The organism is Plantibacter flavus, assembly GCF_002024505.1.
Lineage (GTDB): Bacteria > Actinomycetota > Actinomycetes > Actinomycetales > Microbacteriaceae > Plantibacter > Plantibacter flavus_A.
In genome coordinates this window covers 2,065,710-2,080,790 of the sequence record NZ_CP019402.1, presented here as the reverse complement: position 1 = coordinate 2,080,790, position 15,081 = coordinate 2,065,710, and the positions used below count along the sequence as shown (strand labels likewise).

Genomic DNA, 15,081 nt, shown 5'->3' with positions numbered 1-15,081 from the left:
CCAATAAGCTAGTGAACACACAACAGGTTTCAAAGGAGACAAGGTCATGAGCGAATCCGTCAGCCTCCCGGCACTCGGCGAGAGTGTCACCGAGGGTACGGTCACCCGCTGGCTGAAGAATGTCGGCGACACCGTGGAGGTCGACGAGCCACTGCTCGAAGTGTCGACCGACAAGGTCGACACCGAGATCCCTTCGCCCGTCGCGGGTGTCATCGAAGCGATCCTCGTCCAGGAGGACGAGACCGTCGAGGTCGGCACCGCTCTCGTGACCATCGGTGATGGTTCGGGTGCGGGTGCGGCTGCGGCCGAGGAGCCCGCGCCCGCCGCAGAACCGGCTGCTGCCGAGCCCGCTCCCGCTGCCGAGCACGAGCCGGCACCTGCTGCCGCGCCGGCTCCTGCTGCTGAGCCGGCTCCTGCCGCTGCGCCTGCTGCTGCTCCGGCTCCCGCTGCTGCACCGGCTCCTGCCGCTGCGCCTGCTGCTGCTCCGGCTCCCGCTGCTGCACCGGCTCCTGCCGCCGCGCCTGCTGCTGCTCCGGCACCTGCTGCTCCCGCTGCTCCGGCACCTGCCGCCGCTTCGACGGCCGCCGCCGGCGGGGTCGTCAACTCCGGCTACGTCACGCCGCTGGTGCGTCGTCTCGCCAACCAGCACGGGGTCGACCTCAGCACGGTCACCGGCACCGGTGTCGGCGGACGTATCCGCAAGGAAGACGTCCTGCAGGCTCAGAGCGCCGGTGGCGCCACGGAGTCGCCCGCTGTTCCGACCGTCCAGGTCTCCGAGCTGCGTGGCACGAGCAAGGCCATGTCGCGTCTGCGCAAGGTCGTCGCCGAGCGCGCCGTCGCTTCGATGCAGGGCACCGCCCAGCTGACGAGCGTCGTCGAGGTCGACGTCACGAAGGTCGCGGCACTCCGCACGGCCGTCAAGGACGAGTTCCTCGCCAAGACCGGCAACAAGCTGTCGTTCCTGCCGTTCTTCGCCCTTGCTGCCAGCGAGGCGCTCCAGACGTACCCGATCATCAACGCCACCGTCGACGGCGACCAGATCGTGTACCCGGAGACGGAGAACCTCGCGATCGCCGTGGACACCGAGCGTGGCCTGCTGACGCCGGTCATCCGCAACTCGGGCTCCAAGTCGATCGCCGAGCTCGGCGCCGAGATCGCCGATCTCGCGCAGCGCACCCGCGACAACAAGCTGCAGCCCGATGAGCTGTCGGGCGGCACGTTCACGCTGACCAACACCGGTTCGCGCGGCGCCCTGTTCGACACCCCGATCGTGTTCCTGCCGCAGTCGGCGATCCTCGGTACGGGCATCGTCACGAAGAAGCCGGTCGTCGTGACGGTCGACGGTGCAGACGCCATCGCGATCCGTTCGACGGTCTACCTCGCGCTGAGCTACGACCACCGCATCATCGACGGCGCGGACGCTGCACGCTTCCTCGTCCAGGTGAAGAACCGCCTCGAAGCAGGCGACTTCCGCGGCTCGCTCGGGATCTGATCCCGAACCGACCGCACCGTGTCCACCGCCTCACCCGGCGGTGAACACCTCTCGCAGACGCCAGCCCGTCTCGCCCCTCACCACGAGGAGCGTGACGGGCTGTCGTCGTCCTGCGGTGGCGTCGTCCGTCTCGGACGGCTCGGCCGTGCCGCGAAGGACCGCCGCGTCTCCCTGACGGTCGACGAGGTCCAGACTCGCCGCATCGATCGAGCCGATCCCGACACCGAGGTGCTCGTCGTCGTCGAACGGGGACCCGCGTTCGACGGAGTCCCAGACGCACCCCTCCTCCCCCGTCGTGCGGCACTCATCACGTCGACGGACGAGCTCGCGGGCCGCGGCCGCCGGATCGTCACCGGTGACCACGTCGACGTCGCCGGCTTCGTCCGGCGCTGACGTCGGTGTCTCCACCGGTGGCGCGACCGCCGTGACCGCCGCGGACGCCGGGCCGGCCGAACCGGCCGGCGTCGGTGCGATCGCGGTGCTCGGGTCTTCGGACGGCAGGAACACCATCGCCGCCGACACCAGTGCCGCTGCCGCGCCCGCCGCTCCGATCATGAGTCGACGACGTCTCGGGCCGGTGTCGACGGACGGCGTCGAGCCGGTGGTCGCTGTCCGGGTACGTCGCCCGGGTCGCCAAGCCAGACGACGGCGCAGCCGCGACACAGGATGCCGCGACAGACGCCTCGATTCGACCGCGGCTCGTCGGGTCGGCGGGAGCGGAGCGGTCCGCTGCGCGCGATCGGCGGAAGCACGGATGACATCGGCAGGCGATGCGGACGACGAATGGACCCGGTCGAGCAGGACCGGGAGCGGTCGTGCCAGGGCGTGGATCCGCTGTTGCAGTCGATTGGCGATCTCGTGGTCGGCGAGTTCAGGCACGACGTCGGCCCAGGCCACGGTCGTGGGGGCTTCATCGGGGTCGGTAGCCTGCAGGACACCGTCCATGAGCCCCGCGAACGCCGTCCAATCGGCGGCGAACGCCGGTGCGGTGCGGCCGAGCCGTCCATCGACGGTCTGGCGATCCACGGGAACTGCGCACGACCAGCCGGTGAGGACCGGCCGGCCGTCGTCGGCGAAGCGCACGGTCGAAGCGCTGATCGACCCGTGACTGATCCCGGAGACGTGCGCCGCGCGGATGGCGTCGACCAGCGGTGCCAGGATCGTGACGGCCTCACCGGGAGCGATCGACTCCCGGCGGCGCAGGACTTCGCCCAACGTGCCGCCGGCGAGCCGCTCGACCAGCAGGCACGGGAGGCCGGTGGGATCCTCGGCGACGTCGACGAGTCTCACGATGTGCGGGTGGTCGAGTCGGGACAGGATGGCCGCGCGACGCCAGAGGTCGCGTTCGGCGGCGTCGGCCCTCGCTCGGAGCAGCACGGCGTCGCCCGCCGGGGAGGCCTGGTCGGTACGCCCTCCGTGCGCGGAGCCGGCGTGGGCGAGCACCGTCGAGTAGGCCGTCCACTCCCGGCCCTCACCCAGGCACCGGACGAGACGACGGCCGGCCACTCGGGTCGTGGTCGCGGACGGGTCTGGCAGTGTTTCCATAGCTCGATCCTCCGACGCGGAGTCCCGTCCGACGGCGTCGGCGCACGCGGCTGTGGACAAGGTCCCCGCGTCACCGGCCTGTGGAGCAGAACGCAGCATCAGGACCCTCCGTCACCGGCTATCCTGGGAGCATGGCTCAGAAGGACGCGCCCCCGGCGGCGCAGAAGGAACCAGGGCGGATCAAGCAGCTCTGGCAGGTGTTCCAGCTCACCCGTCGCCACGACAAGGCGGCGCAGTGGTTGATGCTCGGCGGCTTCATCCTGCCGGTGCTCATCGGTGTCGCGGTCGCACTGCTGTTCTCGGCGGGCAACATCTTCGCGCTCGTCATGTGGATCATCGCGGGTGTGCTCGCCGGTATCCTCGCGGCCCTGTTCATCCTCACCCGGCGCGCGGACAAGGTCGTCTACACGCAGATCGAGGGTCGGCCGGGCGCGGTGGGCCAGGTGCTCCGCGCTGCTCCGCGCTCGTGGCAGACCAGCGAGATGCCCGTCGCCGTGAACCCGAAGACCCAGGATGCGATCTACCGGGCCGTCGGCCGCGGTGGCGTCGCACTGATCGCCGAAGGACCCCGATCGCGGACCTCACGCCTGCTCGAGGACGAGAAGCGCAAGGTCACCCGCATCCTCCCGAACGTGCCGATCACGGTGTTCCACGTCGGGCCCGACGCCGACTCGGTGCAGCTCCGTCAGCTCTCCGGCGCCCTCCGGAAGGTGAAGAAGTCCTTGACCAACCCCGAGGTGCTCGCGGTCAGCAACCGTCTGTCCTCGTTCGGTACGCAGCTCCCCATCCCGAAGGGTGTCGACCCGATGCGGGTCCGCCCGCAGCGCGCGCGCTGACCCACCGGAACCGCTCGGAACACTTCGCGGTGTCGGAACGACGGCCGCCCTCCTGACGGAGGGCGGCCGTTCGCGGTTCCTGCTGCGTTCAGCGCACCCGCAGGAGCACCGTGCCGGCCACTTTGTCGTGGAAGCCGCGCTGGTCCGAATCCCAGACGAGCGCTGGAACGACCACGCAGAGGAGCACGGTTCGCACGGCCGGCCGCCAGAGTCCGACCCACCCGCCGGTCAACGGCATCAGACGCATCCCGCAGAGGCGATGGCCGAGACTGCCGCCGATGGTCGGGATGAACACGAACTGCATGATGGCGAAGATCACGAGTGTCGCGGTGGCGTCGTAGGCGAAGAACGCGACCGAGAGGACGACCGCCACGGCCCAGTCGATGACGAGCGCGGTGATCCGCCGACCGACCCGCGCGACCGATCGGACACCGCTCTCCGGGAGTCCCAGGCGTTCACCGGGGAAGGCGCTGGGAGGAAGCTCTCCGAAGGTCCGTGGATTCTGCGGGGTGTGGGGCACTGTGCCATTCTATTCGGGCGGGGATTCTCGTAACATCCACGAAACATGGGTGTCATGGTGGGGTAACCCCCTCCCCGTAGTCTCACAGATGGCTGCGCTGTGCAGCCTCCCTGTACCAACCCCATTTGGAGCCATTCACATGTTCAGTGATTCTTCCGAAGTGCTCAAGTTCATCAAGGACACCGATGTCAAGTTCCTCGACATCCGCTTCACGGACCTTCCCGGCGTGCAGCAGCACTTCAACATCCCGGCCAGCACCGTCGACGAGGAGTTCTTCACCGTCGGCCAGCTCTTCGATGGTTCGTCCATCCGTGGCTTCGCCAACATCCACGAGTCGGACATGCAGCTCATCCCGGATGTCTCCACCGCTTACATCGACGCCTTCCGTGCCGAGCGCACGCTCATCATGGTGTTCGACATCTACAACCCCCGCAACGGCGAGATCTACTCCAAGGACCCGCGTCAGGTCGCCAAGAAGGCTGAGAAGTACCTCGCCTCGACCGGCATCGCCGACACCGCGTTCTTCGCCCCCGAGGCCGAGTTCTACATCTTCGACGACGTCCGCTACGAGGTGAACCAGCACTCGAGCTTCTACTCGGTGGACTCCGAAGAGGGAGCCTGGAACACCGGCCGCGCCGAAGAGGGCGGCAACCTCGGCAACAAGACCCCGTACAAGGGTGGCTACTTCCCCGTCAGCCCCGTCGACAAGCAGGCCGACCTCCGCGACGACATCAGCCTCAAGCTGATCGACGCCGGCCTCATCCTCGAGCGTGCGCACCACGAGGTGGGCACCGGCGGCCAGGCTGAGATCAACTACCGCTTCGACACCATGGTCGCCGCGGCGGACGACATCCTCAAGTTCAAGTACATCGTGAAGAACACGGCCGAGCTGTGGGGCAAGACCGCGACCTTCATGCCGAAGCCGCTCTTCGGCGACAACGGCTCGGGCATGCACACGCACCAGTCGCTGTGGAGCGACGGCAAGCCGCTCTTCTACGACGAGAACGGCTACGGAGGTCTCTCCGACCTCGCCCGCTGGTACATCGGTGGCCTGCTGAAGCACGCCCCCGCCGTCCTGGCGTTCACGAACCCGACGGTGAACTCGTACCACCGCCTGGTCCCCGGCTTCGAGGCTCCCGTCAACCTGGTCTACTCGGCCGGTAACCGCTCGGCGTCGATCCGTATCCCGATCACGGGCACGAACCCGAAGGCCAAGCGCATCGAGTTCCGCGCGCCCGACGCCTCCGGCAACCCGTACCTCGCGTTCGCCGCTCAGCTGATGGCCGGCCTCGACGGCATCAAGAACCGCATCGAGCCGCACGAGCCCGTCGACAAGGACCTCTACGAGCTTCCCCCCGAGGAGGCCAAGAACATCCCGCAGGTGCCCGCATCGCTCGGCGCTGCGCTCGAGGCACTCGAGGCGGACCACGAGTTCCTCCTCGCCGGCAACGTCTTCACGCCGGAGCTCATCGAGACCTGGATCCAGTACAAGCGCGAGAACGAGATCAAGCCGCTGGCCCAGCGCCCGCACCCGTTCGAGTTCGAGCTGTACTACGGCGTCTGACGACACCTGCTGCACCGCGAACCGCCCGTCATCCTCTCGGATGGCGGGCGGTTCCGTGTGGTCGAGACGATCGGCTCAGATGCCGTAGAAGCCGTGCTCGAAGACCGTCCGGGCTCGCCGGGTGGCCGCGAGGTAGTCCTGTTCCAGGAGGCTCGCCGATCCGGTCGGGTACTCCAGGAGTCGTGCCACACCTTCGAGCTGTTGGCGGTCGCTCGGCAGCACGTCCTGCGTCTTGTTCAACCACAGCGTCATGGCCGAGCGGATTCGCGAGGCGAGGATCCAGGCCTCGCGGAGTCGTTCGGCGGACTCCCGATCGACGAGATCCGCCTCCACCGCCGCGTCGAGCGCTCGGAGCGTCGAGGTGGTGCGCAACGATGGCACCGCCGCACCGTGCTCGAGCTGGAGGAGCTGCACGAACCACTCGACGTCGCTGAGCGAGCCGCGCCCGAGCTTCAGGTGTCTCGTCGGGTCGGCGCCCTGCGGCAGCCGCTCGTTCTCGACGCGTGCCTTGATCCGCTTGACCTCGCGGACGGACTGCTCGCTGATCGCGGCTGGGTAACGGACCGTGTCCGCCACCTCGGTGAACGCCTCGATGAGCTCGGTGTCGCCCACGACCCCGGCGGCGCGGAGCAGCGCCTGCGCCTCCCAGGTGAGGGACCAGCGCGCGTAGTAGTTCCGGTAGGAGTCGAGGGAGCGCACGAGCGGACCGTTCTTCCCCTCGGGACGGAGGTCGAGGTCGAGGTCGAGCGGGAGCCGGGCGTCCTCGCTCAGACGCTTGAGCTCTGCGGCGATCGCTCCGGCCTGGCGCTGTGCATCCTGGGTGTCGACCCCGTCCTTCGGCCGGAACACGTAGAGGACGTCGAGGTCCGAACCGAGTCCGAGCTCAGCTCCGCCGTAGCGGCCCATGGCGATGACGGCGAACTCGATGTCCGCGCCGAGGCCGCCGATGCGTCTGACGGCGCCGAGGAGCCCTGCGAGCGTCGCCGTCGACACGTCCGTCAGTCCTGCAGCGAGGCCCTGCACGTCCAGCATGCCGACGGTCGACGACATCGCCAGCCGGAGGACTTCGCGTCGCCGTACCGCGCGGATGGCGGCGGCTGCGGTGTCCGGTGAGTCGTGTCGTCTGAGGATGGCGGCGATCTCCTCGCCGAGCGCGGTCGACGATCGCGGGAGGAGGTCCTCGTCTCCGGCGAGCCAAGCGGCCGACTCGGGGATGCGGTCCATGAGCTCGCCGATGAACCGGGACCCCGAGAGGACCCGCGTGAGCCGCTCGGCCGCGCCTGAGGAGTCGCGGAGCATCCGCAGGAACCAGTGCGACTCGCCGAGGGACTCGCTGAGCCGACGGAACGCGAGCAATCCGTAGTCGGGATCGGCGCCGTCCGCGAACCAGCCGAGCATGACGGGGAGCAGATGCCGCTGGATGTTGGCGCGCCGGGACACGCCGGCGGTGAGCGCCCCGATGTGGGCGAGCGCGCCGCGGGGGTCGACGAAGCCGATCGCCGCGAGTCGCGCCTCCGCCTGACCGCTCGTCAGACTCAGACCGCTCTCGGGCAAGGCCGCGACCGCCGAGAGCAGCGGCCGGTAGAACAACCGCTCGTGCAGCTGCCGGACACCGTGCTTCGTGGTCTCCCATCGCGTGACGAGGGCCTGTGCGGTCGTCGCGAGCGTGCTCGACCGGGCCAGGGATCGGAGGGACGGCTCGTCGCGCGGCATCATGTGCGTGCGCTGCAGTCGCGTCAGCTGCAGGCGGTGTTCGAGCACGCGCAGCAGGCGGTAGTCGTGAGCGAACTCCTGCGCCTCGGCGCGACCGATGTACCCGGCGGTCGCGAGGCCGTCGAGGGCGGCGAGGGTGCCGCGTTGATGCACGGAGTCGTCGAGCTGTCCGTGGACGAGCTGGAGCAGTTGCACCGTGAACTCGATGTCGCGGAGCCCGCCCGGGCCGAGCTTCAGTTGGTAGTGGACGTCCTCCGCCGGGATGTGTTCGGTGACCCGTTCGCGCATGCGCTGGACCGACTCGACGAACCCCTCGCGGGACGCACTCCCCCACACCTTCGGCTGCACCGCCTCGATGTAGCGGGCGCCGAGCTCGGGATCGCCGGCGAAGGCCCGAGCCTTGAGGAGCGCCTGGAACTCCCAGCTCTTCGCCCAGCGGTCGTAGTACACGAGATGCGACTCGAGCGTGCGGACGAGGGCGCCGGCCTTCCCCTCCGGGCGGAGGTTCGGATCGACCTCCCACAGGCTCGGTTCGAGACCCGCCTGTCCGAGACCGCGCATGGTGAGGACCGCGAGCCGGGTGGCGATCTCGACGGCACGCCCGTTGTCGAGCCCGTCCTCACCGTCGCCCGAACCCTCACCGACGAAGATGACGTCGACGTCGGAGACGTAGTTCAGCTCCCGTGCGCCCGCCTTGCCCATGCCGATGATGGCGAAGCGGGTGGCCGCGACCTCCTCGCGCGGGTACACGCCGGGACCCCTCGGGCCGCTCGTCTGCGTGCGTGCGACGGCGATGGAGGCCTCCAACGCACCGGCAGCGAGGTCGGAGAGGGCACTGGCCACCCGGTCGAGCACGACGATCGGATCCGGGGCGCAGAGGTCGAAGAGGGCGACCTCGGCGAGCAGTCGTCGGTAGACCACGCGGATCGCGTCCCAGGCCGGCTCCTCGACCATCGCGGCGAAGCCGTCCTCGGCGCCGACGCTCGCGAGCAGTTCGTCGCGCGCCTCCTGCAGCGTCGGGACGCGGGTGACGGGCAACTCGAACACCGACAGCTGGTCGGGGTGGCGGAGGAAGAAGTCGATGAACCCCTGCGAGGCGCCGAACAGTCGGAACAGCCGCTCGGCCGAGGCCTGATCCGCCAGAAGAGCTGAGAGCTCGTCGGGTGACTTCCGACCGACCATCAGCACACCGACCAGCGCGGCGTCGGGGTCGGCCGCGACGGCGAAGGACGGAGACAGCGACGCCGGGTCGAGTCGGACGAGCTCCGCGAGCTCGTCCAGCCGGTCACGGGCCTCACCCAGACCGGTGAACCCGAGTCGGGCGAGCGTGCTCAGGGAGATGTTCTCGCGGACCATACGACCGACCGGTCCCCTCGTCTAGAGCATCTCCAGGTTGCTGGACAACTCGAAGGGGGTCACCTGGGCCCGGTACTCGTGCCATTCCTGTCGCTTGTTCAGCAGGACGTAGTTGAACACCTGCTCCCCGAGCGTCTCTGCCACGAGTTCGGAACCCTCCATGAGGCTGACGGCGCGATCCAGGCTGGCGGGCAGCGCGTTGTATCCCAGCGCCCGACGCTCGGTGTCGGAGAGCGTCCAGACGTTGTCCTCAGCCTCCGGCGGGAGCTCGTAGCCCTCCTCGATGCCCTTCAGCCCAGCGGCGAGCATGAGCGAGAAGGCGAGGTACGGGTTGGCCGCGGAGTCGATGGCGCGGTACTCGACCCGAGCGCTCTGGCCCTTGTTGGGCTTGTAGAGCGGCACGCGCACGAGTGCCGAGCGGTTGTTGTGGCCCCAGCAGACGAAGCTCGGAGCCTCGGACAGCTTGTTCGGCCCGACGCCACCCCAGAGTCGCTTGTAGGAGTTCACGAACTGGTTCGTCACCGCGGTGATCTCCGGAGCGTGCGTCAGGAGTCCGGCGATGAACTGCCGGCCCGTCTTCGAGAGCTGGTACTGCGCACCCGCCTCGTAGAAGGCGTTCGAGTCACCCTCGAACAACGACATGTGCGTGTGCATGCCGCTGCCGGGCTGGTGGACGAGCGGCTTCGGCATGAACGTCGCGTAGACGCCCTGCTCGATCGCCACCTCCTTCACGACGGTGCGGAAGGTCATGATGTTGTCGGCCGTCGTCAGGGCGTCGGCGTATCGCAGGTCGATCTCGTTCTGGCCGGGACCCGCCTCGTGGTGGCTGAACTCGACGGAGATCCCGAGGTCTTCGAGCATCCGGACGGAACGTCGACGGAAGTCATGAGCGGTGCCACCGGGGACGTTGTCGAAGTAGCCCGCGGAGTCGACCGGTTCCGGTCCGTCGACGCCGTACTGCGAGGACTTCAGCAGGTAGAACTCGATCTCGGGGTGCGTGTAGAACGTGAACCCCATGTCTGCGGCCTTCGCCAGGGTGCGCTTCAAGACGTTCCGCGGGTCGGCGACGGCGGGCTGGCCGTCGGGCGTCGTGATGTCGCAGAACATGCGCGCCGTCGGGTCGATCTCGCCGCGCCACGGCAGGATCTGGAAGGTCGTCGGATCGGGGTGGGCCAGGAGGTCCGACTCGTAGGAGCGGCTGAGCCCCTCGATCGCCGATCCGTCGAAGCCGAGGCCCTCGGAGAACGCGCCTTCCACTTCGGCCGGGGCGATCGCGACGGACTTGAGGGTCCCGACGACATCGGTGAACCACAGCCGGACGAACTTGACGCCCCGCTCCTCGATCGTGCGGAGAACGAAGTCGCGCTGCTTATCCATCTGCCCCTCTTCCTTCGGCCGGCGGCCCGTGTCTAGGCTACTGGCTCCGTCCCCGTTCCCGCTCATCAGCGCGCGCCGGGCGTGGGCGATCCACGGCTCACCACCAGGCGAGGACGAAGAGTGCGGTCCAGCCGGCCGTCGCCGCCCACAGCAGCGAGAGTGCGGCGATCCGCAGCCGTGATCCACGGTGGGCCCCTTGCCAGACGGGCACCAGCCCGAGGCAACTCACGAGGAGGGCGATGGAGAGCCACGGCAAGGCGGCGGGCACCCCGACGAGCGCGATCGCCGGACTCGAGGTGGCCGCACGGACGAGCACGACGGCTCCGCCGATCGCCCACGTCGCTCCGAACACCGGAGCGATCCCCAGCAGGAGACCGTCCTGGACCGGCTGGCGTCGAAGCGCCTGGGTGATCAACCGGTAGCCCCACGCCACGGACCATCCGATGGCCACGAGCCCGAACAGGATGGGCAGCACCAGCAGCGACCACACGCCCCGGCGTCCGACGAGGTCTGCTGGGCCCATCGCGGGCTCGCCGCGACATCGGCTCGATCGACGACGGCGACGGCCGCGTCGTCGGCGTCGCAGAGCGCCGCCCGATAGCTCGCCGGATCGCTGAGCCACGCACGCATCGCGACCCGTGCGCACGCACCGCTCACCGATGGGACGGCTCCCGACCCGGGGAAGACCGCCACGAGCGCGTCCGCCGTGCCGCCGGCGACGGGGCCGGCGAGAGCGGCTGCCTGTTCCGGGGCGCCGAGCACGAAGACCGACGTCCCGACCGCTCCCGGTGGCGGCGTCGCAGCCACGGCGAACGAGGAGCAGGCAGCGGCCGCGACGTCCTCCAGCAGCGTCGTCGTGGTGACCTCCGCGTCCGAGCGTTCGGCGGCCCCGGGCCAGCCGGTCGTCGAACACCCGAGCACGCGGTCGAGGATGCCACCGGAGTCGCCCAGCCGGGCGATCGCATCGTTCGCCACGGGATCCAGCACCGTGCTGTCGCCGTCCGCGATCGAGCTCAGGAGCACCGGGAGTGCCGCCTGGGCGGTGGGTTCGGACAACGCGTGTGAGGCGATCGCCAAGAGCGCGTCGCCACCGAGGGTGATCGCGTGCGCGCCGGAGGTGCGGTGCGGTGCGGCGATGAGCGCATCGGTGGCGGCGGTGAGGATCCCGGCGGAACGCGTCGGCTCGCTCGGCGCGGTGTCCGGGGTCGCGGACTCCGGTTCCTCAGCGGCGGCGGCCTGTGGTGCCGCCGGCACGGACGGGACGGTGCCCTGCGGCTCGACGCCGCGCGCACGGACGACGGCCAGGGCGGCCGCCACACCGCCTGCGGAGACGATCCCGGGTGCACCCAGGTCGGGGCCGTCGAGGACGACGCCGTCGACACCACCCGGATCGACGTCGGGGGCCGCGAGGGCCACGCCGGCCGACGTGCCCACGGCCAGGATGGTCCAACGCGCGTAGCCCAGCTGCTGCCGCAGGTCGCGGAGGTCCGCAGCCGCGGGGGCGACGCCGAAGTCGCTCGGCACGACGCCGTCCTCCTGCCAGGACGCGGTGCAGGACGCGAAGGCCGCGTCGACCGCGGCGACGCGGGATGCACGGTCCCCATCAGCCCCGAGCGAAGCGCGGATGGCTGCATTCGCCGGCGCGCAGTCGAGCGACGGTGTGGCGTCGAGACCGCCCCGGCGTTCGACGAACACCACGTCGCGGTCAGCGGCCAGCCCGTCCTCGACCGCGAGCCGCTGGATGTCCAGCGACGAGAGCGCCGACCCACCGGCGAGGTAGACGAGCGGCGGTCGTCCGGTCTCGAGGGCGGCCGGTACGAGCACGTACGGCAGGGTCGCCTCCGCCGAGTCCGGCACCGTGCGCGACAGAGGCACCGTCAACACACCGCAGCGGGAACCACCGGGGACCGTTGTGACGCACTCGGCTGCGGTGACCTCGGAGGCGACCATCGGCGCTGCAGCGGCCGGCGACGTCGGCATCAGGAGGAGTCCGAGGGTGAGGGCCGCGACGGCACCTCGTCCGACGGCGATCGGTCGCCTCCACGGACGGTCGATCCTGTGCATGTTCCCCCCGCTCGAGCTTCATCGCTCGGCCCATCCTGGCGGATCGCACCACGCCTGCGGAAGAGGGCAGACCCGCAATCCGCTCGCGACGCGACCCGGGTGGCTCAGTCCTCGGCAGCCTCGTCGGCGTCCCACTTCGCGCTGTTGGCGCGGAGTCGCTCGAGTGCGTGCGAGGCCTCCGCAGCCGTCTCGAAGGGACCGACGCGGTCCACGACACTCGACTCGAAGCCGAACTCGACCTGGCCGGTCTTCGTGTTGTACCAGTACTGCTCGGATGGTTCCTTCGCCACGGCGCGTCTCCCCTGCTCGGTTAGGCTTGATCCTATGCCTTTCGACACCGCAGGTCACCTGGTCCCCGGTCGCGTCGGCCGCCCCCGATCGGTGCCGGAGACGATCGTCCGCCCCGAGTACGTCGGCCGCGCCGCACCGGCCACCGACACCCGGGGCGACCTGTATTCGGCTGAGGAGATCGAACGCATCCGGGTCGCCGGAACCATCGCCGCCGATGCGATCCAGGCCGTCGGTGCGGCGGTCCGTCCCGGGGTGACCACCGACGAATTGGACGCCATCGGGCATGCGTTCGTCATCGGTGCGGGCGCCTATCCGTCGACGCTCGGGTACCGCGGCTACCCCAAGTCGATCTGCAGCTCGGTCAACGAGGTCGTCTGCCACGGCATCCCCGACGACACCGCCTTGCGCGAGGGTGACCTCGTGAACATCGACATCACCGCCTACCTCGACGGCGTGCACGGCGACAGCAACGTGACCTTCCTCGTCGGCGACGTCGCCGACGACACAAGGCTCCTCGTCGAGCGCACCCGGGAAGCCCTCAACCGAGGCATCAAGGCCGTCGCCCCCGGCCGGCAGATCAACGTCATCGGTCGCGCGATCGAGTCCTACGCGAAGCGGTTCGGGTACGGCGTCGTCCGCGACTTCACGGGCCACGGCGTCGGCCGGTCCTTCCACTCCGGGTTGATCGTCCCCCACTACGACGCCGCGCCGCTGTACGACACGGTGATGGAGCCGGGCATGGTGTTCACGATCGAGCCGATGCTCACGATCGGCTCCCAGGACTGGGAGCAGTGGGACGACGACTGGACGGTCACGACGCGCGATCGGTCACTCACCGCACAGTTCGAGCACACGCTCGTCGTCACCGAACGCGGCGCAGAGATCCTCACGCTTCCGAGCCCGATCGACACCGACGCAGCGCCCGCGGCGCTCTAGGCTGGACGCATGACGAACGCAACTCCCCGGTCCGCCGTCGGCATCGATATCGGAGGGACCGGTATCAAAGGTGCGGTCGTCGACCTCACGACCGGTGTCCTCCTCACCGATCGGGTGAAGATCCCCACGCCGAAGGGTGGCGAGCCGAAGGACATCGTCGTGACGGTGCGCCAGGTGCTCGAGCAGCTGTCCCCGGCCTCGGACGGACTCCCGCTCGGCGTCTGCTTCCCCGCGATCGTCCGCAACGGCCGGACGATGTCCGCGGCGAACGTCTCCGACGCCTGGATCGGCCTCGAAGCCGAGCAGCTGTTCGAGCAGGGCCTCGGGCGTGAGATCACCTTCGTGAACGACGCCGACGCGGCCGGGTACGCCGAGACCGAGTTCGGCGCGGCCAAGGGCGCCAGCGGCCTCACGATCCTGACGACGCTCGGCACCGGCATCGGTACGGCGCTCATCTACAACCGCACGTTGATCCCGAACGCGGAACTCGGACACCTGGAGATCGACGGCAAGGACGCCGAGACGCGGGCGTCCTACGCGGTCAAGGAGCGCGAGGACCTGAGCTGGGAGAAGTGGGCCAAGCGCCTCCAGAAGTACTACGAGCGCCTCGAGTTCCTCTTCTCACCCGATCAGTTCGTGGTGGGTGGCGGCGTGTCCAAGCACGCGGACCACTTCCTGCCGCTGCTGAAGCTCGACACCCCGATCATCCCTGCCGTGCACCGCAACAACGCGGGCATCCTCGGCGCAGCCGCTCTCGCCGCCGGCCCCGCCGAACGCATCGCCTGAGTGCTGCGGGCGCGCTCTGGCGATTCCATCGCGGCGCCCGGCGTTGAGCGTCAACGGGTCGACCGGTACGCCGGGTTCCGTCCCACGCTTGCGCGGGTGTCGCAGTACGGCTCGACGCAGTCGCGGCCGTGCTGGGGTGTGAACGGGTCGACCGGTACGCCGGGTTCCGTCCCAGGCTTGCGCGGGTGTCGCAGTACGGCTCGACGCAGTCGCGGCCGTGCTGGGGTGTGAACGGGTCGACCGGTACGCCGGGTTCTGTCCCACGCTCTCGCGTTTGGACGGCCATCTCTCTCGGGACGACGTTGCCGCCGCCCTCTAGCGGTCTACCCGGGAACTTGGCGAGCAGCCTCAGCGTTCCCTGTTGACCTTGCTCCGGACGAGGTTTACCGAGCCGACCGGGTCACCCCGGTCGCTGGTGGGCTCTTACCCCACCGTTTCACCCTGACCGTGGTCGCCCACGGCGGTCTGTTCTCTGTGGCACTGTCTCGCGGGTCACCCCGGGTGGGTGTTACCCACCGCCCTGCTCTGTGGAGCCCGGACGTTCCTCGGCACCGACACCCGGAGGTCTCGGTGACGCGACCGTCTAGCCGGCCCGTTCACG

12 protein-coding genes and 1 other RNA gene are annotated in these 15,081 nt (G+C 69.5%); 5 read left to right on the top strand and 8 right to left on the bottom strand.

The window, feature by feature from the left end; all coding sequences use genetic code 11:
* The first annotated feature begins 46 nt into the window (after nt 1-46).
* Nucleotides 47-1,492 (top strand): 2-oxo acid dehydrogenase subunit E2, encoded by a 1,446-nt coding sequence (locus BWO91_RS09750; protein WP_079002457.1) that lies wholly within the window; start codon nt 47-49, stop codon nt 1,490-1,492.
* A gap of 30 nt (nt 1,493-1,522) precedes the next feature.
* On the opposite strand, the gene BWO91_RS09745 is transcribed toward BWO91_RS09750, so the two are convergent.
* A complete protein-coding gene (locus tag BWO91_RS09745; RefSeq protein ID WP_167620464.1) occupies nt 1,523-3,037 on the bottom strand; it encodes a protein kinase domain-containing protein in 1,515 nt (504 codons plus the stop codon).
* A gap of 131 nt (nt 3,038-3,168) precedes the next feature.
* Between BWO91_RS09745 and BWO91_RS09740 the strand changes: the two genes are divergently transcribed.
* Nucleotides 3,169-3,873, top strand: coding sequence for a DUF4191 domain-containing protein (locus BWO91_RS09740; RefSeq protein WP_071260054.1), 705 nt, complete (start codon nt 3,169-3,171; stop codon nt 3,871-3,873).
* Nucleotides 3,874-3,961: 88 nt separating this feature from the next.
* Here BWO91_RS09740 and BWO91_RS09735 read toward each other — a convergent pair whose 3' ends face one another.
* On the bottom strand, nt 3,962-4,393 hold the full coding sequence (locus BWO91_RS09735; protein WP_064293768.1) for an RDD family protein: 432 nt from the start codon (nt 4,391-4,393) through the stop codon (nt 3,962-3,964).
* 139 nt (nt 4,394-4,532) lie between these two features.
* On the opposite strand from BWO91_RS09735, the gene glnA reads away from it, so the two are divergent.
* Complete coding sequence (gene glnA, locus BWO91_RS09730; protein ID WP_056005986.1) at nt 4,533-5,957, top strand: type I glutamate--ammonia ligase; 1,425 nt, start codon at nt 4,533-4,535, stop codon at nt 5,955-5,957.
* A gap of 75 nt (nt 5,958-6,032) precedes the next feature.
* Here glnA and BWO91_RS09725 read toward each other — a convergent pair whose 3' ends face one another.
* The 5 genes from BWO91_RS09725 to BWO91_RS09705 all read right to left on the bottom strand — a co-directional run bounded on the left by BWO91_RS09725 (nt 6,033) and on the right by BWO91_RS09705 (nt 12,757).
* Nucleotides 6,033-9,026 (bottom strand): bifunctional [glutamine synthetase] adenylyltransferase/[glutamine synthetase]-adenylyl-L-tyrosine phosphorylase, encoded by a 2,994-nt coding sequence (locus BWO91_RS09725; protein WP_079002455.1) that lies wholly within the window; start codon nt 9,024-9,026, stop codon nt 6,033-6,035.
* A 21-nt stretch (nt 9,027-9,047) separates the two neighbouring features.
* Nucleotides 9,048-10,403 (bottom strand): glutamine synthetase family protein, encoded by a 1,356-nt coding sequence (locus BWO91_RS09720; RefSeq protein ID WP_064293766.1) that lies wholly within the window; start codon nt 10,401-10,403, stop codon nt 9,048-9,050.
* Between the two features lie 97 nt (nt 10,404-10,500).
* Nucleotides 10,501-10,836, bottom strand: a complete 336-nt coding sequence (locus tag BWO91_RS09715) for a hypothetical protein (RefSeq protein WP_153303433.1) — start codon at nt 10,834-10,836, stop codon at nt 10,501-10,503.
* Nucleotides 10,815-12,467 (bottom strand): hypothetical protein, encoded by a 1,653-nt coding sequence (locus BWO91_RS09710; RefSeq protein WP_079002453.1) that lies wholly within the window; start codon nt 12,465-12,467, stop codon nt 10,815-10,817. The genes BWO91_RS09715 and BWO91_RS09710 overlap by 22 nt, the downstream gene beginning before the upstream one ends.
* A 104-nt stretch (nt 12,468-12,571) precedes the next feature.
* Nucleotides 12,572-12,757, bottom strand: coding sequence for a hypothetical protein (locus BWO91_RS09705; RefSeq protein ID WP_064293764.1), 186 nt, complete (start codon nt 12,755-12,757; stop codon nt 12,572-12,574).
* Nucleotides 12,758-12,791: 34 nt separating this feature from the next.
* Here BWO91_RS09705 and map point away from each other — a divergent pair, with 34 nt between their 5' ends.
* Nucleotides 12,792-13,694, top strand: coding sequence for a type I methionyl aminopeptidase (map, locus tag BWO91_RS09700; protein ID WP_071260046.1), 903 nt, complete (start codon nt 12,792-12,794; stop codon nt 13,692-13,694).
* Nucleotides 13,695-13,703: 9 nt separating this feature from the next.
* Nucleotides 13,704-14,480, top strand: a complete 777-nt coding sequence (gene ppgK / locus BWO91_RS09695; RefSeq protein WP_079002452.1) for a polyphosphate--glucose phosphotransferase — start codon at nt 13,704-13,706, stop codon at nt 14,478-14,480.
* A gap of 228 nt (nt 14,481-14,708) precedes the next feature.
* Here ppgK and rnpB read toward each other — a convergent pair.
* Nucleotides 14,709-15,075: RNase P RNA component class A (rnpB, locus tag BWO91_RS09690), an RNA gene on the bottom strand.
* Nucleotides 15,076-15,081: the final 6 nt, after the last annotated feature.